This is a genomic window from Arthrobacter sp. efr-133-TYG-104 (assembly GCF_030208915.1).
In the GTDB taxonomy this organism is placed as follows: domain Bacteria; phylum Actinomycetota; class Actinomycetes; order Actinomycetales; family Micrococcaceae; genus Arthrobacter.
Genome location: NZ_JARVTA010000001.1, coordinates 465547 through 490303 on the forward strand (window position 1 = coordinate 465547; position 24757 = coordinate 490303).

General features: G+C 63.2%; 23 protein-coding genes, 1 tRNA gene and 1 riboswitch. Of the genes, 21 read left to right on the forward strand and 3 right to left on the reverse strand.

Annotated features, from left to right (window positions below):
• Nucleotides 1–8: 8 nt before the first annotated feature.
• Together QRN04_RS02100 and QRN04_RS02105 are read left to right on the forward strand one after the other, a co-directional pair.
• Nucleotides 9–800 (forward strand): DeoR/GlpR family DNA-binding transcription regulator, encoded by a 792-nt coding sequence (locus QRN04_RS02100; RefSeq protein ID WP_284974484.1) that lies wholly within the window; start codon nt 9–11, stop codon nt 798–800.
• Between the two features lie 37 nt (nt 801–837).
• The gene (locus tag QRN04_RS02105; protein ID WP_284974485.1) at nt 838–1611 is read left to right on the forward strand and encodes a CPBP family intramembrane glutamic endopeptidase; all 774 of its coding nucleotides are present in this window, start codon (nt 838–840) and stop codon (nt 1609–1611) included.
• A 130-nt stretch (nt 1612–1741) separates the two neighbouring features.
• Here the strand turns inward: QRN04_RS02105 and QRN04_RS02110 are convergent, their stop codons facing one another.
• Nucleotides 1742–2380, reverse strand: coding sequence for a VOC family protein (locus tag QRN04_RS02110; RefSeq protein WP_284974486.1), 639 nt, complete (start codon nt 2378–2380; stop codon nt 1742–1744).
• Between the two features lie 207 nt (nt 2381–2587).
• On the opposite strand from QRN04_RS02110, the gene QRN04_RS02115 reads away from it, so the two are divergent.
• The 6 genes from QRN04_RS02115 to QRN04_RS02140 all read left to right on the forward strand — a co-directional run bounded on the left by QRN04_RS02115 (nt 2588) and on the right by QRN04_RS02140 (nt 9368).
• Nucleotides 2588–3961, forward strand: coding sequence for a bifunctional o-acetylhomoserine/o-acetylserine sulfhydrylase (locus tag QRN04_RS02115; RefSeq protein WP_284974487.1), 1374 nt, complete (start codon nt 2588–2590; stop codon nt 3959–3961).
• Nucleotides 3962–4105: 144 nt separating this feature from the next.
• A riboswitch (SAM riboswitch) is annotated at nt 4106–4221 on the forward strand.
• Nucleotides 4222–4237: 16 nt separating this feature from the next.
• Entirely contained in the window at nt 4238–5359 is a 1122-nt protein-coding gene (metX, locus tag QRN04_RS02120; RefSeq protein WP_284974488.1) for a homoserine O-acetyltransferase MetX, read from the forward strand.
• Between the two features lie 86 nt (nt 5360–5445).
• Nucleotides 5446–6981, forward strand: a complete 1536-nt coding sequence (locus QRN04_RS02125; protein WP_284974489.1) for an efflux RND transporter periplasmic adaptor subunit — start codon at nt 5446–5448, stop codon at nt 6979–6981.
• A 3-nt stretch (nt 6982–6984) separates the two neighbouring features.
• The gene (locus QRN04_RS02130) at nt 6985–7704 is read left to right on the forward strand and encodes an ABC transporter ATP-binding protein (RefSeq protein WP_284974490.1); all 720 of its coding nucleotides are present in this window, start codon (nt 6985–6987) and stop codon (nt 7702–7704) included.
• Nucleotides 7701–8942, forward strand: coding sequence for an ABC transporter permease (locus QRN04_RS02135; RefSeq protein WP_284974491.1), 1242 nt, complete (start codon nt 7701–7703; stop codon nt 8940–8942). The genes QRN04_RS02130 and QRN04_RS02135 overlap by 4 nt, the downstream gene beginning before the upstream one ends.
• Before the next feature lie 6 nt (nt 8943–8948).
• A complete protein-coding gene (locus tag QRN04_RS02140; RefSeq protein WP_284974492.1) occupies nt 8949–9368 on the forward strand; it encodes a hypothetical protein in 420 nt (139 codons plus the stop codon).
• A 2-nt stretch (nt 9369–9370) separates the two neighbouring features.
• Here the strand turns inward: QRN04_RS02140 and QRN04_RS02145 are convergent, their stop codons facing one another.
• The gene (locus QRN04_RS02145; RefSeq protein ID WP_284974493.1) at nt 9371–10225 is read right to left on the reverse strand and encodes an SGNH/GDSL hydrolase family protein; all 855 of its coding nucleotides are present in this window, start codon (nt 10223–10225) and stop codon (nt 9371–9373) included.
• A 98-nt stretch (nt 10226–10323) separates the two neighbouring features.
• Here QRN04_RS02145 and QRN04_RS02150 point away from each other — a divergent pair, with 98 nt between their 5' ends.
• Nucleotides 10324–10977: an alpha/beta hydrolase gene (locus tag QRN04_RS02150; RefSeq protein ID WP_284974494.1), complete on the forward strand. Its 654-nt coding sequence runs from the start codon at nt 10324–10326 to the stop codon at nt 10975–10977.
• Here the strand turns inward: QRN04_RS02150 and QRN04_RS02155 are convergent.
• A complete protein-coding gene (locus QRN04_RS02155; RefSeq protein ID WP_284974495.1) occupies nt 10974–11201 on the reverse strand; it encodes an RNA-binding S4 domain-containing protein in 228 nt (75 codons plus the stop codon). The genes QRN04_RS02150 and QRN04_RS02155 overlap by 4 nt on opposite strands.
• 31 nt (nt 11202–11232) lie before the next feature.
• Between QRN04_RS02155 and QRN04_RS02160 the strand changes: the two genes are divergently transcribed.
• From QRN04_RS02160 to QRN04_RS02215, 12 genes are all read left to right on the forward strand, one after another.
• The gene (locus QRN04_RS02160; protein ID WP_284974496.1) at nt 11233–12228 is read left to right on the forward strand and encodes a DMT family transporter; all 996 of its coding nucleotides are present in this window, start codon (nt 11233–11235) and stop codon (nt 12226–12228) included.
• Between the two features lie 111 nt (nt 12229–12339).
• Nucleotides 12340–13725, forward strand: a complete 1386-nt coding sequence (locus QRN04_RS02165) for a glycine--tRNA ligase (protein WP_284974497.1) — start codon at nt 12340–12342, stop codon at nt 13723–13725.
• Between the two features lie 2 nt (nt 13726–13727).
• Entirely contained in the window at nt 13728–14690 is a 963-nt protein-coding gene (locus QRN04_RS02170) for a GNAT family N-acetyltransferase (RefSeq protein WP_284974498.1), read from the forward strand.
• Between the two features lie 37 nt (nt 14691–14727).
• On the forward strand, nt 14728–16122 hold the full coding sequence (locus tag QRN04_RS02175; RefSeq protein WP_284974499.1) for a YibE/F family protein: 1395 nt from the start codon (nt 14728–14730) through the stop codon (nt 16120–16122).
• Nucleotides 16123–16264: 142 nt separating this feature from the next.
• The gene (locus QRN04_RS02180) at nt 16265–17257 is read left to right on the forward strand and encodes an ABC transporter ATP-binding protein (protein WP_284974500.1); all 993 of its coding nucleotides are present in this window, start codon (nt 16265–16267) and stop codon (nt 17255–17257) included.
• Nucleotides 17254–18030, forward strand: a complete 777-nt coding sequence (locus QRN04_RS02185; protein ID WP_284974501.1) for an ABC transporter permease — start codon at nt 17254–17256, stop codon at nt 18028–18030. Before QRN04_RS02180 ends, QRN04_RS02185 begins: the two co-directional genes overlap by 4 nt.
• Before the next feature lie 31 nt (nt 18031–18061).
• Nucleotides 18062–19276, forward strand: coding sequence for a sensor histidine kinase (locus tag QRN04_RS02190; protein WP_284974502.1), 1215 nt, complete (start codon nt 18062–18064; stop codon nt 19274–19276).
• Nucleotides 19273–19884, forward strand: a complete 612-nt coding sequence (locus tag QRN04_RS02195) for a response regulator transcription factor (RefSeq protein WP_284974503.1) — start codon at nt 19273–19275, stop codon at nt 19882–19884. Before QRN04_RS02190 ends, QRN04_RS02195 begins: the two co-directional genes overlap by 4 nt.
• Nucleotides 19885–19969: 85 nt before the next feature.
• On the forward strand, nt 19970–21151 hold the full coding sequence (gene dusB / locus QRN04_RS02200; protein WP_284974504.1) for a tRNA dihydrouridine synthase DusB: 1182 nt from the start codon (nt 19970–19972) through the stop codon (nt 21149–21151).
• A gap of 59 nt (nt 21152–21210) precedes the next feature.
• Nucleotides 21211–22527, forward strand: a complete 1317-nt coding sequence (locus QRN04_RS02205; RefSeq protein WP_284974505.1) for a deoxyguanosinetriphosphate triphosphohydrolase — start codon at nt 21211–21213, stop codon at nt 22525–22527.
• Nucleotides 22528–22594: 67 nt separating this feature from the next.
• Nucleotides 22595–24472: a DNA primase gene (dnaG, locus tag QRN04_RS02210; protein ID WP_284974506.1), complete on the forward strand. Its 1878-nt coding sequence runs from the start codon at nt 22595–22597 to the stop codon at nt 24470–24472.
• A gap of 53 nt (nt 24473–24525) precedes the next feature.
• Nucleotides 24526–24598, forward strand: a tRNA-Asn gene (locus QRN04_RS02215).
• Nucleotides 24599–24757: the final 159 nt, after the last annotated feature.

Consider the following 24757-nt stretch of genomic DNA (forward strand, 5'->3'; position numbering starts at 1 on the left):
ATACTGTCATGACCCGCACCGATCGGCTGACCGCCATCCTTGACCTGCTGGCCGAAACCGGCCGTGTGGAAGTCGAGGACATCGTGACGCGTTTGGGTGTGTCACCGGCCACCGCCCGCAGGGATCTTGACAGCCTCGCAAAGCAGAGGCTTCTGAGCCGCACCCGCGGGGGCGCCACCACCGGATCGCTGTCCTACGACCTGCCAGGGCGGTACAACCGGGACGACAATGCCGAGGCGAAGCAGGACATTGCGCAGGCGGCATCGTTGCTGATCCATCCGGGCGCCGTCATCGGCCTCAGTGGGGGAACCAGCAACACCGCACTTGCCCAGGTGCTCTCCACGCGGGAGGACCTCAACGCTCCTTCCAGCAAGCCCACGCTTACCGTGGTGACCAATGCCATCAACATTGCCTCCCAGCTCGCGGTCCGCCCCAACATCAAGATCATGGTCACCGGCGGCATCCTGAACCCCAGGTCCTACGAACTCGTGGGACCGTACATCGACGTCATCATGCAAAAAGTGGCCTTGGACATTGCGTTCATCGGTGTCAACGGCGTGGACCCGGATCTCGGCCCCACCATCACGGATGAGGGGGAAGCCATGGTCAACACGGTCATGGCCAACCGGTCCACTGAGTCCTATGTCCTGGCCGACTCCTCAAAGGTGGGCCGCCGGTCCTTCGCCGCCATGTCAGGCTACGACTTCCGGCACCTCATTACGGACTCGGGTATCAGCGCGCAGGACCGGGCAGCGTTCGAAGCCAAGGGCATCGAAGTCATCGTCGCTACTGCCAGCTGAGCAGCGGACTCGCAGGAAGTACAGGCAAGATAGGTACATGCTTGTTGCTTCCCGCCGTCGGTTGCGTGCCGAGGTACTCATTGTGTTGGGCTTGTCCTTGGGCCAGTCCGCCGTGTACTCCGTAGTTCAACTCCTGGACAAATTGACGCGTGCGCCCTTGTCCCAAGGCACTTCCACCCTGAATCAATCGCAAAGTACGCGGGAGTATTTCGACCTCACTTACCAACTGCTGGACATTGTCTTCGCGCTGGTGCCAGTGGCGTTGGTGATTTATTTCCTGTCCACGCATGCAGCGACACCGGGTGCGGCGAGCCCAGGGACTGCATTCACCAGGCTTGGCTTCAACTTTGCCCGTCCCGGAAAGGACGCACTCCAAGGGTTGGGATTGGCCGCCCTGATCGGTGTGCCATCTTTGGGGCTGTACGCGGTCGGGCGCGCCCTGGGGATCACCACCGCCATTGTTCCCAGCGGGCTGGATGCTTACTGGTGGACCGTTCCGGTGCTCATACTGTCCGCGGTTCGTCACGCGATCGTCGAAGAAGTGATCGTAGTGGGTTATCTCTTGGACCGCTTTGGCAGGTTCGGGTGGAGGACGCCCGCGGCCATTGTTGTCAGCGCCTTGTTGCGGGGCAGCTATCACCTGTACCAAGGGTTCGGGCCGTTTGTGGGCAACTTCGTGATGGGCCTGGTGTTCGCTTGGATCTACACCAAAACCCGGCGCGTCATGCCGTTGGTGGTTGCCCACGCACTTCTGGACATCGTCGCGTTTGTAGGTTTCAGCCTGTTCGGCAAGGCGATAGGCCTGGGCTAGGAGCAGCGCACGCTTAAATGTTCTCGGCCGCCATCGGAGGGTGACGTCATTGGCACCCGCTGATGGCGGCCGAAGTTTATCCGGGCTCGAACAGGTGATGGTCTGTCCAGGCAGGGATGGTTGGAAGGGATCAGATGGTGACGGCCCCGGTGGCGGTCTCGAACGTGACGGACATGATGCCAGGGGTGCCCCGGGGAGCTATCCACTGGACGGCTACGTCCTCAAGCGGTTTCTCAACCGGCTCGCCCAGCCACTCGGTGACGCGTTCCGCGGAACCGGCGATGGTGAGGCTGGACATTTTCACGTCGCTCTCGTACACCTTGGACGGGTGCAGCGTCGGGTCGCCCTCCCACTTGAGGAGGTAGGGAACCTGGGGGTCGGCGATCAAACCAAGGATACCGATCTGCTGCCACACCAATTCCCGGCCATCGGGAAACTTGCGGTTACCCGGGACGGCTGAGCGGCCGAGGCGCTCTTCGAAAGGAGCCAGGTCGTCGACGGCGACGCACCAGCCCATCCAGCCGCCGCCGGCAGCCGAGCGTGCACGGACCGCTTGGCCAAAGGGGGCTTTGTCGGAAGCGGGGTGGTCCAAGACCTCCACGACTTCCAGGTACTTGTTATCTGCAAGGGGAATGATCATGTTCCGGGTGCCGAAGCGCGGGTGCACTCCACCCCGGACTGCGTCCACTCCCAGAGCTGCGGAAATTCGTTCGGTTGTGGCCAGAAGGCCATCTCGTTCACAGGCGTAAGAGACGTGATCCATGCGCATGGCTTCATCTTGGCACTTTGTGATCGGGGTCTCAGCTAAGTAAAGCCTAACTATGGTAGGACCTATTTGCGGACCGAGGGCCCATGACATATTCGGACCCGAAATTTCAGCTGGCGTCACAAAGGTATCCATGGTGAGCGGCTGTTCCTAGACTGGCTCCAGCCGCCCCGGAGTCATTCCACTGCACCACGAGCATCACGGGCCCGGATGAATGACCGCGCCGTAGGTGTGTCCCGCCACAAATCGCCTTCAGAGGAGAACGCAATGTCCCAAGGATGGTCTTTCGAAACCCGCCAGATTCATGCAGGCCAAGAGCCGGATGCCGCCACAGGTGCCCGTTCGCTGCCGATTTACCAGACAACATCTTTCGTGTTCCCCAGCGCTGAAAGCGCGGCCAACCGCTTTGCCCTGGCTGAACTTTCACCGATCTACACCCGTATTGGCAACCCCACCCAGGACGCCGTGGAACAGCGGATCGCGAGCCTGGAGGGCGGTCTCGGCGCCCTCTTGCTCAGCTCCGGGCAAGCGGCCGAGACCTTCGCCATCCTCAACATCGCCGAGGCGGGGGACCACGTGGTGGCGAGCCCAAGCCTCTACGGGGGGACCTACAACCTCCTGGCCCACACCCTCAAGAAGTTCGGCATTTCCGTTACCTTCGTGGAGGATCCGGACAACTTGGACCAATGGCGGGATGCTGTCCAGCCGAACACCAAGCTGTTCTTCGGGGAAGTTGTCTCCAATCCCCGCCAAGACGTGCTGGACATCGAAGGCGTTGCGCGCACCGCCCATGAGGCCGGCGTGCCGCTCATCGTGGACAACACCTTGTCCACTCCCTATTTGATCCGTCCCATCGAGTGGGGCGCGGACATCGTGGTTCATTCGGCCACCAAGTACCTCGGCGGCCACGGCTCGGCGATAGCCGGTGTGATCGTGGACTCCGGCAACTTCGACTTCGGCAAGGATCCGGAGCGCTTCCCCGGATTCAACACCCCGGATCCCAGCTACAACGGCCTGGTTTACGCGCGCGATCTCGGGAAGGACGGGGCACTCGGCGCCAACCTTTCCTACATTCTGAAGGCACGTGTGCAGTTGCTCCGCGACCTCGGGTCCGCGGTGTCCCCGTTCAACGCCTTCTTGATCGCACAAGGGCTGGAGACGCTGAGCCTTCGCGTCGAGCGTCACGTCGCCAACGCCACTAAAGTGGCGCAATGGCTGGAAGCCCACGACGACGTCGAGGCCGTCGCCTACGCTGGCCTGCCGTCCAGCCCTTGGTACGACCGCGGCCGCAAGTACGGCCCCTTGGGCACGGGCGCGGTGGTGGCCTTCACCATCAAGGGTGGAGTGGAGGCAGGCAAGCGCTTCGTGGACGGCCTGGAGCTGCACTCCCACGTTGCCAACATCGGCGACGTTCGCTCCCTGGTGATCCACCCGGCGTCGACCACCCACAGCCAGCTCACCGCCGAGCAGCAGGCCGTCGCGGGCGTCAACCCCGGATTGGTGCGCTTGTCCGTGGGCCTGGAGCACGTCGATGACATCATCGCCGACCTCGAAGCCGGGTTCCGGGCCGCCAAGGGAGCCTGACCGCGTACGAACGCCGCCCGCCGATGATTATTCGGTGGGCGGCGTCCAGGCCTAGCTTTGGGAGAACAAGCCGCACCCAAAACGTCACACTGGTGTCACAATCTTCGCCTGAAGAGGGATGTTCTTCCTAAACTCTACGTATTAGGTCATGAGTGCCAGCACACAGCCCCGGCTTGCTGGCCGGCAACCCTCCTCCGCGGTGGGGTGCCCCGGGTGAGGACCTGGCCCGTCGCACGCAAGGCGACTGGCAAGTGCGAGGTTTAGGTGTCGAAGGAAATGACCATCAGTGCTATAGCCATTCCCACTTACGGAAAAGAAGACGGAACGGTCCGCTACGCCCGGATAGGTTCGTTGGAACTTGAGGCGGGCGGGTACCTCCCGGATGTCGTCTTAGGTTACGAAACGTGGGGGAGCCTGAACCCGGATCGATCCAACGCGGTGCTGGTCCAGCATGCCCTCACCGGAAGCACCCACGTGGCTCGGGGGAGTACGGACGAGGAAGGTTGGTGGGAGCAACTCGTCGGTCCAGGTGCGACCATCGACACCGACAGATTCTTTGTTGTCTCCATCAACATCGTGGGCGGTTGCTACGGGAGCACGGGGCCATCCAGCCAGGCTCCCGACGGGAAACCGTGGGGATCGCGGTTTCCGCTGATCACGCTCCGGGACAGCACCGAAGCCGAGGCCCGGCTCGCCGACGTCCTGGGTATCGATGCCTGGCACGCCGTACTCGGAGGTTCCATGGGCGGGGCCAGGGCCCTTGAATGGGCCATTACGTTTCCCGAACGCGTCAAGCGCTGCGCCGTGATCTCCGTGGGTGCCTACAGCACGGCGGAGCAAATCGCCTTTGCCCAGTCCCAGACCCTTGCGATCCGGCAGGACCCGCACTTCAACAACGGGGACTATTACGACGGCCCGGCCCCCGAGAACGGGTTGGCCTTGGCGCGGCGCATAGCGCACATCACCTATCGTTCAGCCTTGGAGTTGGACCTTCGCTTCGGCAGGCAAGCCCAGCCCAAGGAAGCCCCGCTTGTTGCACCGGTACTCGGGGAGCGGGGGCGCTACCAAGTGGAAAGCTACCTGGACCACCAGGGTAAGAAGTTGGTGCAACGCTTTGACGCCAACAGCTACATCGCCATCACTGAGGCCTTGATGTCCCATGACGTCACCCGTGGCCGTGGTGGTCTGCAGAAGTCCCTGTCCCGCGCAACGGCGGAATTCTTCGTGGCCGCAGTGGACACCGATCGGCTGTACTTCCCGGCGCAATCACGCGAACTTGCCGCTGCCCTGCCAGGTGATGTTCCGGTCCATGTCATCGAGGCGCCGATCGGGCATGACGGCTTCCTGACGGAAATCGGGCAGCTGTCAGAGCAGCTCGGTGAAGCCTTCTTCAGCTGAGAAGCCGCTTGCAACAATTCGTCGTTTTCGGTCTCCTTCCATGACTTTCAAGGGCTTCACTCAGGTCCGGCGCATAATCTCCAGCCATGATGTCAAAAACCCTTGTGATTAACGTGGGCCTGGGCGCTGTCATAGTCGCACTTGGTGCGGGTACCTACCTCACTGCGACGGCTGCCGGCTCCACCACCCCTGCCACGGCAACGAGGACCGTGACGGTAGGCAAGGCCGATATCTCCTCGGTGGCCACGGCGTCGGGCAACGTGGCCCCGCAATCCACCACCGTCGTCAATGCCCGTAACTGCAGCGGCGTGATCCTGTCGGTGGGCGCCACTCTTGGCCAGCAAGTCAGTGTGGGCCAGTTGCTCGTGTCCATCGACCCAACAAATGCGCAGAACAGCTTGGACGCGGCCCAGGCGCAGTTGGATTCCGTCACCGCCCAGGCAAACCAGCAACAGGTCTCGGCGAGTGGGCAGGTGTCCTCGGCAAACCAGACCCTCGTTAACGCCCAGCAGTCAGCGGCATTGGATAGCTCCGAGCAGGCTTCAACCGTTGCAGCAGCACAGAAGGCCGTGGACGCAGACAATGCCGCGGTCAATGCGGCCAAAGCCGTTCCCGTCCCCAACCCGAAGCCGGCGAACTGGACCGATCCGGTCATGGCGGCGCAAAACCAGCTCGCCAAAGACCAGGCGTCCCTCAGCCAGGCACAAAACCAAGCGGCCAGTACCCAACTGAAAGATAAACAACAGGTCGCTTCCGCTACAACGGCGCTCGGAAATGCCCAAAACTCTGCGGCTTCGGCGGGCGGCACCAACGTCACCAGTGCTCGACTCGCTGTACAGACGGCCCAAGCGAACCTCGCAGACTGCAACCTGACAGCTCCCGTGTCCGGCACGGTGTCCGCGGTGAGTGCCACCGTCGGAGCGCTGACCGGTTCGTCCGGTGGGGGCTCGGCAGCCTCGGCCACTGGTTCAACGGGCTCCACTGGTGCCGGTGGAGCCGCAGCGGGGACGGCGACTGTCGCTTCTTCGGGTGGCTCGGCGTCGAGCGGTGGCTTGGTGACCATCAGCGACACCGGCCACCTTCAGGTAGTGGCTGGCTTCTCCGAATCAGACGTGACCAGCATGAAAGCCGATCAAACCGCACAATTCACCTTTCCTGCATTGCCACAGGATCCAACCGCTGCACCTGTAACAGGAAAAGTTGTTTCGATTGCCCAAACGTCCACTACCACCAATGGGGTGGTCACCTACCCGGTGACCGTCTCCATTGCCAATCCACCGGCAGGCCTCCGGCTTGGCCAGAGTGCCAACATCTCGGTCACCACGGCCACAGCAACCAATGCGCTGGTAGTTCCAAGTCTGGCCATTACCACCACGGGGAACAGGCAGACGGTCAGCGTCGTGAAGAACGGCACGCCGACGCCGGTAACCGTCACCACCGGGATCAGTGCCAATGGCCGAACCCAGATCCTGACCGGTCTCTCCGACGGTGACCAAGTTCAGTTGCCCGCGATCTCGAGCACCTTGGATACCGGCAGTGCCACCACCGGCGGAGGTTTCGGCACCGGCGGCTTCGGTGGTACCGGCACCAACCGCGGCGGCGCACGAAACGGCGGTCAGTAAGCCGTGGCATCGGTCATCGAACTCGCCGGGGTCACTAAGGTCTACGGCAAAGGCGAGGCCGAAGTGCGGGCATTGGACACCGTGAGCCTTTCCATTGAGCGCGGCGATTTCGTGGCGATCATTGGGGCTTCCGGATCCGGTAAATCAACCATGATGAACATCATCGGCTGCCTGGACGCGCCGACCACCGGGAGCTATTTCCTGGACGGAATCGATACCAGCGAGTTGGACGAGTACCAACAGGCACAGATACGCAACCGGAAAATCGGTTTTGTCTTCCAGAACTTCAACCTGATTTCGCGCACCAAAGCCGTCGATAACGTGGCCATGCCGCTGGCGTACGCAAAAGTCGGGCGCCACGACCGGCACAGCAGGGCTATGGCCATGCTTGACGCGGTGGGGTTATCGAGCCGCTCGGGGCACAAACCTTCCCAACTTTCGGGCGGGCAACAACAACGCGTCGCGATTGCCCGGGCCTTGGTGACCAACCCCGTGCTTCTGCTCGCAGACGAGCCCACAGGAGCACTGGACTCGAGGTCCTCGGCCGAGATCCTGGACCTTTTCGGCAGGCTCCACGCCACAGGACGGACCATCGTCATGATCACCCACGAAATGGACGTCGCGGAGCGCGCCGGCAGGGTGATCAGGATGCAGGATGGCCGGATCATCTCGGATGTTCGCCAAACCCCTGTACCGGGTAGATCTTTCGCGGTGAGACCATGAATCTCCTCGAGTCAGCCAGGTTCGCACTCTCGGGGGTGGCGGCCAACAAGATGCGCTCAGTCCTCACCACCTTGGGCATTTTGATCGGTATTGCTGCGGTGATAGTGCTTTTGGCCGTCGGCGCCGGGACAAGCAACAACATCAAGGCGCAGATTGCCAAATTGGGGACGAACGTGTTGACGGTCACCCGTTCCACCAGTGCCGGGGGACGTGCCACAGGGGGCCAAGCCGGAGCCAACCGAACCCGCAGCACCAACCTCACCGTCGAGGACGAGAACTCCCTGACCGATCCTGTGCTGGCACCGGACATCGCCCGGACCGCCCCGATCGTCCAGGCACAGGGTGTCACTGCGACATACAGCGGTGCCACGCATTCGGTGGCAAGCTTCCTGGGGACCACGCCGTCGTACTTTGATATCAGCAACAGCACCGCAGCGTCCGGTGCGCTGTTCACGGCCGCCGACCAGCAGGCAGGCACTCCGGTGGCCGTCATCGGAAACACGGTGGCCGCTGACCTGTTTGGACCCGCCACCGGCTCCGCCGTTGGACAAACAATCCAGCTCAACGGGCAAAACTTCACCGTTTCCGCCGTGTTGGCTGCCAAAGGTTCATCGGGCCTGAGCGATCCCGACGACATCGTGGTGATCCCGTTTTCTGCCGCGCAGAACAAGTTCACCGGTTATGCCCCCACGCTGGCGTCCATAACGGTCCAGGCCCGCTCGGCTGATGTGATGAACCAAGCCCAAAACGAAGTCCAAATGATTTTGGACGCCCGCCATCACGTGGATTCCACCACCAGGGACTACCAAGTCCGGAACCAGGCCCAGATCCTGACCACGGCAACCAGTACCACACAGACGCTCACTATCCTGCTCGGCGCTGTTGCCGCCATCAGCCTCTTGGTCGGGGGAATCGGGGTAATGAACATCATGTTGGTAACTGTGACGGAGAGGACGCGGGAGATCGGCATCCGGAAAGCGATCGGGGCTTCAAGGGGGAGCATCGTGGCCCAGTTCCTGATCGAGTCCCTGGTGATTTCCGTGATCGGCGGAGTGGCTGGTATCGCGATTGGTTTTGCCGGCAGCGCGTTCCCCGTGCTCGGTGTCCAGCCCGAGGTGCAGGCATGGACGGTCTGGCTCTCCTTGGCGGTTTCGGCCGTGATCGGCCTCGTCTTCGGGGTTTATCCCGCCAACAAAGCCGCTAAACTGCGGCCCATCGATGCCCTTCGGTACGAATAGGAAATCATGAACAGCTCCAACACCGGCAGCCGCGATCCCGGCGACGCTGTCACTGAGGCCCTCCCGGCTCCGGTCCCGCCCATGGGGTACGAGGAAATGCCCGAACCCTTTCCCGAGGATTCAATGCTGCCGCCACCGGATGAGGAGCCCTTTGTTCCCCGGAAGCGGTACACCCCGGGCCGTTCCACCAAGGTGCTGGCGTGCGTCTTGCTCGTGGTGGCGGGATTCTTTGGCGGCTCAGTGGTCCAGAAGCAAATAGATCTTGGTAACCGGGCTGGAAGGAATGTGGGCAACTTCCAAGGGACCAACCTGCGGAGCGGAAACGGCGGAGGCAGCAGCAACGGGACCGGGAACCAAGGGACCGGTCAGGGGCGTCGCGGCGCTGGCGGCAACACCACTGCGCCAAGCTCCGGGGCAGGTCAATGACCCTACTCGTGCGGCAGTAAAGTCCCGTTGGGACCGACGGCGGGTCCCGGCGTCGGGCGTTTAGGAGTGATCCCGTCGCCGGATGACCGATGCCGCAGTCTCCGGATGACCCACGGAACGAAGTACTCGCGCGCCCAGACCAGGTCCGAGGACCGGGCTTCGCGCCACGTCCGGGGCGGGAGGTCCTTGGGCAGCAGCGGCTCCAAGGTGTGCTGGACGTTGAGGGCGTCCAACACCATCATGGCAATGGTGTGGTGGCCCAATGGGGAAAAGTGCAAGCGGTCCACGTCCCACATCTGCGGGTCAGCCAGCTGCCGCAACGACCACATGTCCGCGACGATGGCATCGTGCCGGGCAGCTACCGTGCGGAGGTTTTCGTTGTAGATGGCCACCTTGCCGCGGATCCGGTTCAACACGGAGGACGCCGTATCAGGGCCGTTGAACAACACCACAGTGGCGCCGCGGGAACCGAGCTCGGCGACGGCGGCGTCCAGCTTTTCGGCCAAGGCATCCGGGTCACCGCTTGGACGGATGAGGTCGTTGCCGCCGGCAGAAATGGACACGAGATCCGGCTGCAGGTCCAAGCATGGGCCCACTTGTTCATCCACAATTTGCTGTAGCAACCGTCCCCGGATGGCGAGGTTGGCGTAGGCGAAGTCCTCGTGACCACGGCCAAGCTCTTCAGCTACGCGGTCCGCCCACCCGCGATAACCGCCAGGGTTCAGCGGTTCGGGGTCTCCGATGCCCTCCGTGAACGAATCGCCCAAGGCCACGTAGCGGCTCCAGGGGTGCCTGTTGACCAGGTGGCTGACCGACTGCTCCGGAATTTCCAAGGGGTTAATCCCATCCACGCTCATGTGCTGCACCTGCCTCTTCACCTGCGTCGCCTCCAACGCTTGCTGCAAAAAGTGTCACCGGCAGTGGCTACTTACCGGTAACTGCAAGAATAGTCCTCATGACTGAAGCCGCTGCATTACCCGCGCCCGTTGTCCTGTGGTCCCACAATGAAGCCGAACGCGCCGGCAAGCCCCTTTTGGTCCTGCTGCACGGCTACGGCTCCAACGAGGAAGATCTTTTCAGCCTGGCGGGCCTGTTGCCCGAGGGCTTCGCGGTGGCGGCGCTGCGCGCACCGTTGCCCACGGGTCCGGGATTTTCGTGGTTCCCGCTGACGGCTTCCATCGAGTATTCGCTCGACGCCGTGAAGCTCGCCGCCGAGTACGCGCTGGAATGGCTGGACACCGTCAAGGCCAACCACCCGTCCGTGTCGCTGCTGGGCTTCTCCATGGGCATGGCCATGGCCACCACCATGCTCCGCTACCGGCCCGCGGACTTCGCCGCCGTCGTCGGGCTTTCAGGGTTCGTGATCGACGCCGGCGCCGATGCCGCCTTCCGGGACGCCGAGCTCGACGGATCCCTCCCCATGTTCTGGGGCCGGGACCAGCAGGACCCGGTCATCACGGCCGACAAGATCGACTACACCATGGGGTGGGTCCGCAGCCACGTCGACCTCACCAAGGTGCTGTACACCGGGATGTGGCATGGCATCAACCAGCAGGAGATCGGCCATGTGGGGGAGTTCCTGACCCACAAGGTCCTGCCCAATTCCTAGGCGGAGATGATTCGGACCGTCTGGCCGTTGACGGTCACGGTATCGCCGGCACGGAGTTGGCGGCCGCGACGTTCATCGATTTCACCATTGACTTTGACCAAGCCATTCTTGATGAGCTCCGTTGCTTCCACGCCGTCTTCCACCAAGTTGGCGAGCTTCAGCAGTTGGCCGAGACGGATCATGTCGTCACGGATGGGGACCTCTTCGATTTCCGGATTGCTCATACAGCAATGATGCCTGAAGTAGGGTGTGACAGTGCCGCAGCCTTCTTCCCGACCCGCCCTCCCGCTCGCCCTTGGCCTCCCTATCGCAGTAGCTACCGGACTGGTCATTCCCCTTCAGGGAAGGATCAACGGAGCTCTGGCTGGCAGATTGAACGATGGCATCGCTGCCGCTGTGGTGAGTTTCACCACAGGGCTGATCGTCATCGCTGCTGTCTCACTGGCCACGTCCAAGGGCCGGTCAGGGCTGCAGCGCATCATCCCCGCTGTCCGGAACCGTAGCTTTCCGCGCTTTTACGTCACGGCCGGAGCCATAGGCGCGTTGTTCGTGTGTGCCCAATCCTTCACCATTGCCTTGCTGGGGGTTGCACTGTTCACGGTCGCCGCCGTCACCGGGCAAACCCTCAGCGGGCTGCTGGTGGACCGGATGGGCATCGGTCCCGGTGGAAAGCGACCCATCACCGGGATCCGGGTATTGGGCAGCATCCTGACCGTTGCCGCCGTCGCCTGGGCAGTTTCCCCGCGCTTCGGTGGCGGCGCGGACATCGCGTCCCTTGTGCTGCCTGTGCTGCTGCCCTTGGTGGCGGGGTTCCTCATGAGTTTCCAGCAGGCCATGAATGGAACCGCTACGGTGCACTACGGGACGCCCCTTGCGGCGACCTTGGTGAACTTCCTCGCAGGGTCCGCCATCCTATGGGTCGCCTGGGTCATCAAGCTGGCGGTGGCCAGCCCCGGGAATCCGCTTCCAACCGAGTGGTGGTACTACCTCGGCGGCCCCATGGGATGCCTTTTCATTGGCCTGGCGGCCCTGCTGGTCCGGAGCCTCGGCGTGCTCATCACGGGCTTGGGCATGATCGCCGGGCAGCTGGTGGGTTCGTTGGTGCTCGACGTCGTGATCCCCAGTCCCGGTACAGTGGTCGCCTTGCCCACGGTGCTGGGCACGGTCCTCACGCTCGCCGCGATCATCGTGGCCACGCTGCCCTGGCCCAGGGGAGCTTTCGCACGAAAACCAGCGCCCAAAGGCCGGTAGGCTAGAACGCAGTACCTATCCCGAGCGCCCCGCCGGACACCCGCGTCCGGAACCAGGGGAACACAACCGCGGACCGCACCCAGCGGCCCTGTAGAACAAATGGAGCACCCCATGGCAGCAAAATCCGTCCTTGACCAGGTCATTTCCCTCTCCAAGCGGAGGGGCTTTGTCTTCCAGGCCGGTGAAATCTATGGTGGCTCCCGCTCTGCATGGGACTACGGCCCCCTTGGTGCGGAACTGAAGGAAAACATCAAGCGCCAGTGGTGGCAGAGCATGGTCCGTGGCCGTGAAGACGTTGTAGGACTGGATTCCTCCGTCATCCTTCCCCGCCAGGTGTGGGAAGCTTCCGGTCACGTCGAGGTGTTCTCCGACCCCCTGGTGGAATGCCTCTCCTGCCACAAGCGCTACCGTGCAGACCACCTCGAAGAAGAGTACGAGGAAAAGAAGGGCCGCCCGGCCGAAAACGGCCTCGCGGACATCGTCTGCGCCAACTGCGGAACCCGTGGCCAGTGGACCGAACCGCAGGAGTTCTCCGGCCTCCTCAAGACCTTCCTCGGCCCGGTGGCCAGCGATGAAGGCATGCACTACCTGCGCCCGGAAACGGCGCAGGGCATTTTCGTGAACTTCAACAACGTACTCACCACCTCGCGGAAAAAGCCGCCGTTCGGCATCGGCCAGATCGGCAAGTCCTTCCGTAACGAGATCACCCCGGGCAACTTCATCTTCCGCACACGCGAGTTCGAGCAGATGGAGATGGAGTTCTTCGTAGAACCCGGCACGGATGAAGAGTGGCACCAGTACTGGATGGAGGAACGCATGTCCTGGTACACGGATCTGGGCATCCGGGAGGACAACCTCCGGTTCTTTGAGCACCCGCTGGAAAAGCTCAGCCACTATTCCAAGGGCACCACGGACATCGAGTACCGCTTCGGCTTCCAAGGCTCCGAGTGGGGCGAGCTCGAGGGCATCGCCAACCGCACGGACTTCGACCTTTCCACGCACGCCAAGGCTTCGGGAACGGATTTGAGCTACTTCAACCAGGCCACCAACGAGCGGTACACCCCGTTCGTCATTGAACCCGCTGCCGGCCTGACCCGCTCCTTCATGGCTTTCCTGATTGACGCCTACACAGAAGACGAGGCACCCAACGCCAAGGGCGGCGTCGACGTCCGTACGGTACTGAAACTGGATCCGCGCCTGGCCCCGGTCAAGGCTGCCGTGCTGCCGTTGAGCCGCAATGAGGACCTCTCCCCGAAGGCCAAGGCGCTGGGCGCGCAGTTGCGTAAGAACTGGAACATCGATTTTGACGACGCCGGTGCGATCGGCCGCCGTTACCGTCGCCAAGACGAAATCGGTACCCCGTTCTGCATCACCGTAGACTTCGACACCCTCGAGGACCAGGCCGTCACCATCCGTGAGCGTGACACCATGAGCCAGGAACGCGTTTCCTTGGACAAGGTTGAGTCCTACTTGGCCGCACGGCTGATCGGCGCCTGACCGTGGCGTTGGAATACCGCGAATGGAAGGAAGGCGACGACCTCGCCCTCCTGGAAATCTGGGGCGGCCCGGAAACACTGCCGGCTGAGCAGTTCCGTGCAGCCTTGGCGCCGTCGAGCAACCAGCCTTGGCGCCGATGCATCGTGGCCGAAGACGTCGTGGACGGCGTGCGGATTCCCGTTGCCGCCGGCGTGGTCCACGAGGCATCGCTGCACCCGGAGCGACTTTGGGCGTACATCGAGGTGGCCAAGGACCACCGCCGCAGCGGCGTCGGCGGTACCCTCCTGGCCATGCTTCGCCGTGAAGCCGGGAACTCGCCGTCGGGCGTTATCAAATTGCGGAGCAAGGTGGAACCGGATACGGCCGGGGCGGCTTTTGCCGCGGCCGCCGGGCTTGCCCCGATCCAGCGTTCACAGTTGGTCGTCGTGGAGCCGGAGCCGCTGAACCTCCCGCGTTTTGGGGATGGTTCCGAGGAAGCGGCTTCCGAGCGCGTGGAGGATTTGGCAACCGGATCGGTGGAGTTGAGTGACGTGGTGGGTAAGTACTACTCACATGTCCACCACTGGGACAGCCCGGGGGAGTTGAGCATCGCCACAGTGCAGCGCTTGTTCCTGCACGACCTCACCGGAGCCCATGGTGCAATCGTGCTGCGGGCGCCCAAGGCAAGCGCCTTTGGCCAGGGCATTCCGGCGAGCCGCAAGGGCAAGATCCAGGCGTTCGCCATTAGCTACGCGCAAGGTACTTCCGATGATCCTTCGGATGTGTTCTTGGGGCATGACCCGTCCCTCTCCGACGAGGACGCAGCCTTCGCCGTGCGGGACCTTTTGGCCCTGATCGCCTACCAGCACCCTGTGTTGCTGGAAGTCGACGATTCGATGACTGCCTTGCGGACGGTCCTTGAACCGCTCCTGGAATCCGGCCGGGCCCGCGTGCGTGGGGCAGACACGCTGATCGTTAGCGACTGAGCCGCGGCTAGGGTTATCGGATGAGGTTTTGTATCTGATGGGTCACGGTCACTCCCACGGCGATTCCGGACATTCCGAGCCGACTCCACAGGCCCTGGCTTCACGTAAGAGGGCCAACAGGCTTTTGGCGGCGGTCCTCGTGCCCCTGGGTCTGCTCACCCTCGTGGCCATGGTGCTGATGTGGCCCTCCGGAAACCGGGACAATATCTCGTTTGCGAGTCCGTACCAGGCTGCTCCGGGAGTCACGTTCGATACCGGAAAGATCCAGAGTGTGGCGCTGGAGAGCTGTACACAAACAGGCCAAACACAAACGGGTCAGGCAGCCGGTCCCCAGGCCCAACCAGGCAGCGGCCAGGGGACCGGGTCCCAATGCACATTCGCCATCACCGAACCGGACAAAGGCGGCGCCACGGTCAAGGTGGTGATCAACCCGGATGTTGCCAAGTCGCACGGCGTCAAGGTTGGTGATGCCATTCGTTACCTGAACCTTTCCGCCGTCCAAGGCGCAAACGCGGGCAACGGCGCGCCGTCTTACGTCTTTGTCGACTTCGTGCGGACACTGCCGATCGCGCTGCTCGCGGTGCTCTACGCCGTGGTGGTTATCGCCGTCGCCAGATGGAGGGGGTTCCGGGCCCTTCTGGGGCTGGTTGGCGCCTACTTTGTGCTGGTCGGCTTCATCCTGCCGGGCCTGGTGGAAGGGAAGCCGCCGTTGCTGTTGGCCCTGGTCGGGTCCACGGTGATCATGATCGGAGTCCTCTACTTCGCGCATGGATTCTCGGCCCGGACATCAACGGCCCTTTTGGGCACCATTTTTGGTTTGGGAATCACAGCGCTCTTGGCCGCCTGGGCTACCGACGCCGCCAACCTCGCCGGAGTTGGAAATCACGACGCCGCAACCCTCATCAACATGTCGGACAAGATGTCGATTTCCGGCATCGTGCTCTGCGGCCTCATCATCTCAGGCCTCGGCGTCCTGAACGACGTCACCATCACCCAGTCGGCAGCTGTATGGGAGCTCTATGAACTCGCGCCCCACTCCAGTGCCCGGCAGCTGTTTTCCTCAGCGATGCGGATCGGCCGGGACCACATCGCCTCCACCGTGTACACGATTGCTTTCGCCTACGCCGGTGCCGCCCTGCCGATACTCATCATCGTCATGCTCTATGACCGGCCTCTCGTGGATGCGTTGACCAGCGCAGAACTCTCAGAGGAAGTCATCCGCACCCTGGTAGGGTCCATCGGTTTGGTCCTGGCCATCCCCGTGACCACGTTGATCGGCGTTCTTGTGGTCAAAGCCACCGGGTCGAAGCGCCTGGAGCCTGCGGGTGCGCCCCGTGTTGCTCCCGAAGACCTGAAGGAAACAGGCGAACTCTCCGCAGCGGCCGCCGTCGTCGGAAGTCGCCGGGCGCGGCGGGAAGCGGAACGGCGCTGAACAGCGAAACTGAACGGCGCTGAACTTCTGCAACCCCCACGCGTGATGACATTTGTCATCCCCAAAAAGTGACACCGTTCAGGGGCGCAGGAGCAGTATTGCGGCTTGAATTGTTGAAGAACAATCAAGCAGAGGGAAAACCATGACCACAGCAGCCGTCCCGGCCGTCCGCGCCACCGGGCTTCATAAGAGCTTTGGGAAGGTCCGTGCCGTCCGTGGCCTGGATTTGACCGTTCAGCAAGGTGAGGTGGTGGCGTTCCTCGGACCTAACGGTGCCGGGAAAACCACCACTATCGACATGATCCTGGGACTCAGTTCCCCGGACCGGGGCGAGGTATCGATCTTCGGCCACACTCCGCGAGGGGCCATCGCACGGGGGCAGGTGGCAGCTGTCATGCAGACCGCTGGCTTGTTGCGTGACATTACTGTCCGCGAGACGGTCCAGCTCACTGCCGCCATGTTTGATTCATCCCGCCCCGTCGAGGAAGTGCTGACACGGGCCGGGATTCTGGACATTGCAGATAGGAAGGTGGAGAAGTGCTCGGGAGGCCAGCAGCAACGGCTGCGTTTTGCCATGGCCCTGGTCTCCGATCCGGGTTTGCTCATCCTGGATGAGCCAACCACCGGCATGGACGTCGCCGGACGCCGCGACTTCTGGGCGGCTATCAGGGCTGACGCCTCGCGGGGACGCACCGTCATCTTCGCCACCCACTACCTTGAGGAAGCCGACGCCTACGCGGACCGGATCGTGCTGGTCCGGCAAGGAAGCATCGTTGCCGACGGTACTGCCGCGCAGGTCAAGAACCTGGCATCCGGCAGGACCGTCCGGGCGAGCTTGCCCACTGCAGAGCAGGGCCTCCTGGCTGGTCTGCCGCCAACTGACCGGGTGGAGTACGACGCCGGACGCGTCACCATCCGCACGTCCGACTCCGATTCGGTGGTCCGCTTCCTGCTCAACTCCACCGGAGCTCACGATCTTGAGGTTGTGGCGAACAACCTCGAGGAGGCGTTCGTGGCACTGACCGCGGACGAACCAAACACCGAGGCGACACCAAGCACCGCTGACGAACCAAGCACCGCTGACGAATCGAACACCCGAGCAACCCAGCGCGCGTTCGAAGGAGACCGGGCATGACCCAGGTACCAGCCATCCAGGACCGGAAACCCTCGGCGGGTGGGGTCAACACGACGTTTCTGTGGATCGAGATCAAGAGGATGCTCCGCAACCGCAGGACCATCATGTTCACGGTCTTCATGCCGGCTATTTTCTTCTTCATCTTCGGCTTGTCCAATAAGGACAAGCTGCTGCCGAACGGCCACAGTTACGGGCAGTACATCCTCATCAGCCTCACGGTTTATGCGGCCATGACGGCAGCCACCGGTGCCGGCAGCCAAGTTGCGGTGGAACGCGCCCAGGGCTGGAGCCGACAACTGCGCCTGACACCGCTGTTGCCCGGAGCCTACATAGCCGTCAAAGCGGCCGCGGCGCTGACCCTGTCCTTCGTGGCAGTGATAGCCCAGTTCATCATCGGTGCGGCGGCGGGGGTGACCATGGATGCCCGGACATGGTTGGTAGCGGGGCTGACGGCGTGGGTTGGTTCCCTGGTGTTCGCTGCTCTGGGACTGTTCGTGGGGTACTTGATGCCAAGCCAGAACGTGATGCAGATCCTTGGCCCCGCACTGGCGATCCTGGCGATGCTTGGCGGGCTCTTCATGCCGATTGAAATCATGGGCGACACATTCGGCCAGATCGCCAAGTTCACCCCGGCGTACGGGATCGGCCAGCTCGCAAGGAGCCCCATCACCGGCGAATTCGATGTCATGTGGATCGTCAACGTCGCTGTGTGGCTGGCCCTCTTTATCGGCGGCGCTGCCATGGCCTTCCGACGCGATACCCAGCGTGTCTAACCTCGAATCTGCACCGCCACCAGGGGGACCAATGACAACAGCCGCGACTCGGAGGGCCAAGCGACCTGCGCCAGGGCTCAACGCTCCAAGACTCAGCGGCGCAGGACTCCGCGGGCCCGGGCCCAGGGGTTGGTTCATCGGGGCCGCGTTCTCGATCATTCTCTGGGCCGGACCAACGTGGAACCAGGTTTGGTCCGTGGAGGGGCCGCTTACGTGGAAGGCGGCTGCATCCGGATCCTTGGTGGCCTTTTTCGGCGCGTATGCCGTGCTTCCGATGTTCTGCAGGGAGGGGGGCGTCCGCGCCGGGCTAGCATGCATTGGTGTTCTGGGTGCCCTCAACGCGATAGTGATTTACCTGGTGGGCATAGAGGCGCTCTGGACGTGGCCGTTCCTCGCCTGCGCCATCGCCATGATGCCGCTGCCGTCCAGGGTCGATTACGTCCTCATCGGTGTCCTCGCTGTTGCGTCCCTGGCTACCCAACTGCTGACGGGCAACCAGGACCAGGCCTTCTTCCAGCCGGCACTCATTGTCTCCCTCGGTTTGATGATGTGCTCCTTCGCCAGATCGATCCGCAAGACCGTCCAGCTACGGGCTGCACAGACCAAGTTGGCGGAAGCCGCCGTCGCCGCGGAGCGGAGCCGCGTTGCCCGTGACATGCATGACATCCTCGGCCACTCGCTGACCGTCATCGCCGTCAAAGCGGAGCTCGCCGCGAGGATGATCGAGACTGCGTCAGGCACCGATCCGGCGTCCGCGAAGGCGTCCGGCGCCGACCCGTCCGCTTTCGAGGACTCTGCGCCGCTCCGGAGGGCCGCCGCGGAAATTGCGGCCGTGCAGGACCTCGCCCGGGGAGCGCTCGCAGATGTTCGCGCCACCGTGGCCGGGTATCGCGGTGTCAACGTCCTGGCCGAACTGGCGGTAGCGCGAACAGCTTTGGAGTCCGCCGGCATAACCGCAGACCTTCCCGCCACGGTCGATGCGGTACCGGCACGCCACCGCGAACTCTTTGGCTGGGTGCTGCGCGAAGGCGTCACGAATGTGGTGCGGCACTCCGGTGCCAAGCAATGCCGCGTCCGGTTGACGGCGTCGGAAGTTTCCGTGGAGGACGACGGCGTGGGACCCGGCCCGGCCGGATCCTTCGGGAACGGCCTGACCGGAATCCGTGAAAGAGTAATGGCCGCCGGGGGAAACGTCTGCGTGGGCAAGAGCGACCTTGGAGGGTTCAGATTGGCTGCTGAAGTATGAGTATCCGTTTGGTTATCGCGGATGACCAGGCATTGGTGCGCGGCGCGTTGGCGGCGCTCCTGGGATTGGAACCGGACATCGAAGTGGTTGCCGAGTTGGGCGACGGAACCGGCGTGGCGGACGCCGTCGTGGAACATTCCGCTGACGTTGCGATGCTCGACGTCGAAATGCCCGGGCTTGACGGGATCAGTGCCGCGGCCGCCGTCCGGCAAGCGGCGCCGGGGTGCCGCGTCCTGATGGTCACCACGTTTGGCCGGCCGGGATACCTCAAACGGGCCATGCTTGCCGGTGCTTCCGGGTTCGTCGTGAAAGACACTCCGGCCCGGCAACTGGCCGAGGCAGTGCGGCGGGTCCACGCTGGCCTGCGCGTGGTTGATCCAGCGCTCGCCGCCGAGTCCTTGGCCTCCGGGGACAGTCCGCTGACCGAACGGGAAGCGGAGGTACTCAAGGCAGCGTCCGACGGCGGCACGGTGGCCGATATTGCCAAAGCAGCCCTGCTTTCGGAGGGCACCGTCCGCAACTATCTGTCCGCGGCGATGGCAAAGACGGGGGCCCGAACCCGCGCGGAGGCAGTGCGGCTGGCCGAGGACAATGGCTGGCTTCTCTAAGGACTGGGGCTGGCTTCTCTCAGGACTGGGGCTGGCTTCTCCAGGGCCGGGATCCCGATTTGCCCGCATTTGAGACAATGGACGGGTGACTGTAGTAGCGACGCCCCCTGCACCTAAGCTTGAGCTCCCGCCTTTGAAGCTCGGTGGGATCACCGTGGACACCCCGGTCATCCTTGCCCCGATGGCCGGCATCACCAACTCAGCTTTCCGACGACTTTGCCGCGAATACGGCGGAGGACTCTACGTTGCCGAAATGGTGACTTCACGGGCTTTGGTGGAACGCACCCCCGAATCACTGCGCATCATTTCCCATGACGAGGACGAGAAAGTCCGTTCGGTGCAGCTCTACGGCGTGGATCCCGTCACGGTAGGCGCCGCTGTGCGGATGCTGGTCGAAGAAGACCGCGCAGACCACATCGACCTCAACTTCGGTTGCCCTGTCCCCAAAGTCACCCGCCGCGGTGGCGGTTCCGCCCTGCCATGGAAGATCGACCTGTTCACCTCGATCGTGCAGACGGCGGTGAAGGAAGCCTCCAAGGGCGGCATCCCCCTCACCATCAAGATGCGCAAAGGAATCGACGAGGACCACCTGACATATCTCGACGCCGGTCGCATCGCCCGCGACTCCGGTGTTGCCGCCGTCGCCCTGCACGGCCGCACTGCCGCGCAGTTCTACTCCGGCCAAGCGGACTGGTCGGCCATCGCGCGCCTCCGCGAGGCCCTCCCCGACATCCCCGTGTTGGGCAACGGCGATATCTGGTCGGCAGAGGATGCCGTCCGCATGGTGCGCGAAACCGGCGTCGACGGCGTGGTGGTTGGCCGTGGATGCCAGGGCCGGCCGTGGCTGTTCGGCGACCTCCAAGCGGCCTTTGAGGGCAGCGACCAGCGGCACCGTCCGGGTCTACGGGAAGTGGCCGAGGGAGTCTACCGGCATGCCGAGCTCATGGTGGAGACGTTTGGCAACGACGAATACAAGGCGCTTCGCGAAATCCGCAAACATATGGCCTGGTACTTCAAAGGCTACGTGGTGGGTGGCGAGCTCCGGGCCAAACTGGCCCAGGTGCCCACCCTCGAGGTGCTCCGTGAATACCTCGATGAACTGGACATGGATTTGCCATACCCGGGGGTCGATTCCGAGGGCCCTCGCGGCCGGGCCGGTTCACCCAAGAAACCTGCCCTGCCCAAGGACTGGCTTGTAAGCCGCCAGCTGAACGCAGAACAAAGCGCGGACATCTCCGCAGCAGAGCTGGACGTGTCGGGCGGCTAGCCCTATACGTGCAAGACTGGCTCAAGAAGCACCGCGGCGCTTGAAGGAGGCAGCTACCCATGGGAACCGAAGCGATGATTGGCCGGAACGGAACGGCGCACGATTACGTGCTGGCGATCCCGGGCTACACCGAAGCGGATTCCGCGCGTTGGGTCGAGGAACCCCGCAAGACCACGTACCGTTCGGATTTTGAGCGGGACCGGGCGCGTGTCCTGCACTCCTCGGCGCTGCGCAGGCTTGGTGCCAAAACACAGGTGGTGGCGCCGGATACAGACGACTTTGTCCGCACCCGGCTGACGCACAGCCTGGAGGTTGCCCAAGTTGGCCGGGAACTGGGACGTTCCTTGGGGTGTGATCCGGACGTTGTGGACACGGCATGCCTGAGCCACGACCTCGGGCATCCGCCGTTTGGGCACAACGGCGAATCCGCCCTCAACGAGGTCGCCCACGCCATCGGTGGTTTCGAAGGCAACGCCCAAACCCTGCGGCTGCTGACGCGGCTGGAACCCAAGGTCCTCAGTGGCGATGGCAGGCCGGCCGGACTCAACTTGACCCGCGCAAGCCTGGACGCCGCCTCCAAGTACCCGTGGTCCGCCGTCGACGCGCCCGTCATCCACGGCCACCGCACCAGTAAGTTCGGCGCCTATGAGGACGATTTACCGGTGTTCGAATGGCTCCGCGAAGGGGCTCCGGGCAACCGCTCCTGCATTGAAGCCCAGGTGATGGACCTGGCAGACGATATCTCCTACTCCGTCCACGACGTCGAAGACGCCATCGTTGCCGGGCACTTCCAGCTCAAGTGGCTGGACAATCCGGACCATCGTGCGCGCGTGGTGGGCTACACCAAGCAGTGGTACCTCCCGCACAACGACCCCGCCGAGATCGACGCCGCGCTGGCCAGGCTCGAGGCCACGCCGGTGTGGGTGCGTGAGGCAGATGGCAGCCGGAAGTCCATGGCAGCCCTGAAGGACATGACCAGCCAGCTGATCGGCCGCTTTTGCCAGAGCGCCATGGGCACCACGCGTGACCACTTCGGGCCGGCCAACCTCACCCGCTACGACGCCGAGCTCATGGTTCCTGCAGATACCGTCACGGAGATTGCGGTCCTGAAGGGCCTCGCCACTACTTTCGTCATCTCCACCGATCACCGCCAGCCCGTGTATGAGCGTCAGCGGGAAGTGCTGCATGCCCTCGTTGGCGTCCTCAACGCTACCGGCGACCGCCACCTCGAGCCGATGTTCGCCGCGGACTGGCGCGACGCCGTCGACGACGGTGCGCGGCTTCGCGTCGTCATCGACCAGGTGGCTTCCTTGACGGACGTCTCAGCCATGGCAATGCATGAGCGGTTGGTGGGTAGTCTTCCGTCCTTGTGGTAGCCGACGCCCGCCAGCTGAGGCAGCCAACCCGCGTTAGCCGGCGCCCGGCAGAGACTAGGATGGTCACGTGGCTGGCCTGATCAAACGTGAAGATATCGACGAAGTACGCCAGCGCACGGACATCAAGGAAGTCGTTGACGGTTACGTGACGCTCAAGGGTGCCGGGCTAGGCAGTTTCAAAGGCCTGTGCCCCTTCCACGATGAACGGTCACCGTCCTTTACTGTTCGCCCCCAAGTGGGCCGTTATCACTGTTTCGGTTGCGGTGAGGACGGCGACGCCATCTCCTTCGTCCAGAAAATGGATCACAGCTCCTTCCATGAAGCTGTGGAGAAGCTCGCTGCCAGGATCGGTTACGAACTCCGGTACGAGGACGGCGGAAGCGGACCCAGCCGGGAAGAAGTGGGCAAACGCCAGCGGTTGCTGGACGCGCACAAGATCGCCGACGAGTTCTTTCGGGCCCAGTTACTGACCCCTGGCGCGGCTGAAGCGCGCAACTTCCTTCACGGCCGCGGCTTTGACCGCGCTGCTGCTGAACATTTCGGCGTCGGCTATGCACCGCAGGGCTGGGATGCGCTGCTCAAGCACCTGCGCGGGCGCGGTTTCACGGATGCGGAGCTGAAACTGACGGGAATGTTTTCGGAAGGTAATAGGGGCATCTATGATCGCTTCCGTGGCAGGCTTATCTGGCCAATCCGCGACATCGCCGGCGATACCATCGGCTTCGGTGCGCGCAAACTGTACGACGACGATCAAGGCCCCAAGTACCTGAACACCCCGGAGACCACGCTCTACAAAAAATCCCAAGTCCTCTATGGGATTGACCTCGCCAAACGGAATATCGCCAAGGAACGTCAACTCGTGGTGGTCGAGGGGTACACGGACGTCATGGCCTGCCACTTGGCAGGAGTCACGACGGCGGTGGCCACCTGCGGTACCGCGTTCGGCGCCGAACACATCAAGGTGGCCCGGAGGCTGCTCTCTGATGATGGCACAGGTGGCGAGGTGGTCTTCACGTTCGACGGCGACGCAGCAGGCCAGAAGGCAGCGTTGCGGGCCTTTGAGGAAGACCAGCGGTTCGTGGCGCAAACCTATGTTGCCGTGGAGCCCAGCGGTGCTGATCCCTGCGATCTCCGGCAGCTCAAAGGCGACCTGGCGGTCCGGGAGCTGATTGCCAGCCGGAAGCCGCTCTTCGAGTTCGCTATCCGGGCCTCCCTCCGCCGGCACAACCTGGACACAGTTGAAGGCAGGGTCGCAGCGCTGCGCGAGGCAGCACCCGTCGTGGCTCAGATCCGCGACTTGGCCACCAGGCCCGGCTACACCCGGGAGCTCGCGGGCTGGCTTGGAATGCCCATCGAGGAGGTCAGCCGGTACGTCGGGGCAGCAGCCAAGCGTGCCGCCGCGGGTGGGAGCGGCGGCGCAGAACAGCTGGCGACGGCGGCAGCACCGGTGTCGAACGGGCTTGTTTTCCAGCGACCCGATCCGCGGGACCCTGTCGCAGGGATGGAGCGCCAAGCGCTGGAGGTGGTCCTGCAGGAACCTGCCGTGCTTGGTGGAGACGCGTGGGCGCGCTTCGAAGCCTCGCACTTTGCCACGCCGGCCTATGCAGCCGTTCATACTGGTATCAGGGCCGCCGGCCTCGCCCATGTGGCAGACCCTGTGGCATGGGTGGAGCAGATCAGGCAGGAAGTCCCTGAGCCACTCCGGCCCCTGGTGTCCGAGCTTGCGGTGACGCCCTTGCCTGCCACCACCCCTGAAGCGATGGCGAGGTATTGCAGGGACATCCTGGCCCGGCTCTTCGAACTCCAGATCACCAAGATCAAGGCGGACAAGATGGGGCAGCTTCAACGGTTGGATGCGGCGGCACATCCGGAGGACTTCCAGCGGCTGAACCGCGAACTGATGCAGCTTGAAATGGAGCGCCGATCACTGCGCGCCGAGGCCTGAGGAAGTCGATTTCGTTTTCCCGAAGTGCCCTGTTAAGCTAGTAACCGCTTCATTCCTCCGTAGCTCAATTGGCAGAGCATTCGACTGTTAATCGAAGGGTTACTGGTTCAAGTCCAGTCGGAGGAGCGCGCAATACCCCCGCTTCAAGTTCTTTGGAGCGGGGGTATTTTTATACCCCCAGGGGGTATAGCGAGCGATTTCGCTTTCCCGCCAAACCTTTGCTAAAGTCATAACCGCTTCATTCCTCCGTAGCTCAATTGGCAGAGCATTCGACTGTTAATCGAA

Bases quoted from the DNA above. Each gene is read 5' to 3' on its own strand.
- QRN04_RS02205 (WP_284974505.1), top strand. From the start codon at position 21,211: ATGGGAACCGAAGCGATGATTGGCCGGAACGGAACGGCGCACGATTAC.
- metX (WP_284974488.1), top strand. From the start codon at position 4,238: ATGACCATCAGTGCTATAGCCATTCCCACTTACGGAAAAGAAGACGGA.
- QRN04_RS02155 (WP_284974495.1), bottom strand. From the start codon at position 11,201: ATGAGCAATCCGGAAATCGAAGAGGTCCCCATCCGTGACGACATGATC.
- QRN04_RS02165 (WP_284974497.1), top strand. From the start codon at position 12,340: ATGGCAGCAAAATCCGTCCTTGACCAGGTCATTTCCCTCTCCAAGCGG.
- QRN04_RS02185 (WP_284974501.1), top strand. From the start codon at position 17,254: ATGACCCAGGTACCAGCCATCCAGGACCGGAAACCCTCGGCGGGTGGG.
- QRN04_RS02150 (WP_284974494.1), top strand. From the start codon at position 10,324: ATGACTGAAGCCGCTGCATTACCCGCGCCCGTTGTCCTGTGGTCCCAC.
- QRN04_RS02180 (WP_284974500.1), top strand. From the start codon at position 16,265: ATGACCACAGCAGCCGTCCCGGCCGTCCGCGCCACCGGGCTTCATAAG.
- QRN04_RS02135 (WP_284974491.1), top strand. From the start codon at position 7,701: ATGAATCTCCTCGAGTCAGCCAGGTTCGCACTCTCGGGGGTGGCGGCC.
- QRN04_RS02140 (WP_284974492.1), top strand. From the start codon at position 8,949: ATGAACAGCTCCAACACCGGCAGCCGCGATCCCGGCGACGCTGTCACT.
- QRN04_RS02115 (WP_284974487.1), top strand. From the start codon at position 2,588: ATGAATGACCGCGCCGTAGGTGTGTCCCGCCACAAATCGCCTTCAGAG.
- QRN04_RS02190 (WP_284974502.1), top strand. From the start codon at position 18,062: ATGACAACAGCCGCGACTCGGAGGGCCAAGCGACCTGCGCCAGGGCTC.
- QRN04_RS02125 (WP_284974489.1), top strand. From the start codon at position 5,446: ATGATGTCAAAAACCCTTGTGATTAACGTGGGCCTGGGCGCTGTCATA.
- QRN04_RS02110 (WP_284974486.1), bottom strand. From the start codon at position 2,380: ATGCGCATGGATCACGTCTCTTACGCCTGTGAACGAGATGGCCTTCTG.
- QRN04_RS02105 (WP_284974485.1), top strand. From the start codon at position 838: ATGCTTGTTGCTTCCCGCCGTCGGTTGCGTGCCGAGGTACTCATTGTG.
- QRN04_RS02100 (WP_284974484.1), top strand. From the start codon at position 9: ATGACCCGCACCGATCGGCTGACCGCCATCCTTGACCTGCTGGCCGAA.
- QRN04_RS02145 (WP_284974493.1), bottom strand. From the start codon at position 10,225: ATGAGCGTGGATGGGATTAACCCCTTGGAAATTCCGGAGCAGTCGGTC.
- QRN04_RS02195 (WP_284974503.1), top strand. From the start codon at position 19,273: ATGAGTATCCGTTTGGTTATCGCGGATGACCAGGCATTGGTGCGCGGC.
- QRN04_RS02175 (WP_284974499.1), top strand. From the start codon at position 14,728: ATGGGTCACGGTCACTCCCACGGCGATTCCGGACATTCCGAGCCGACT.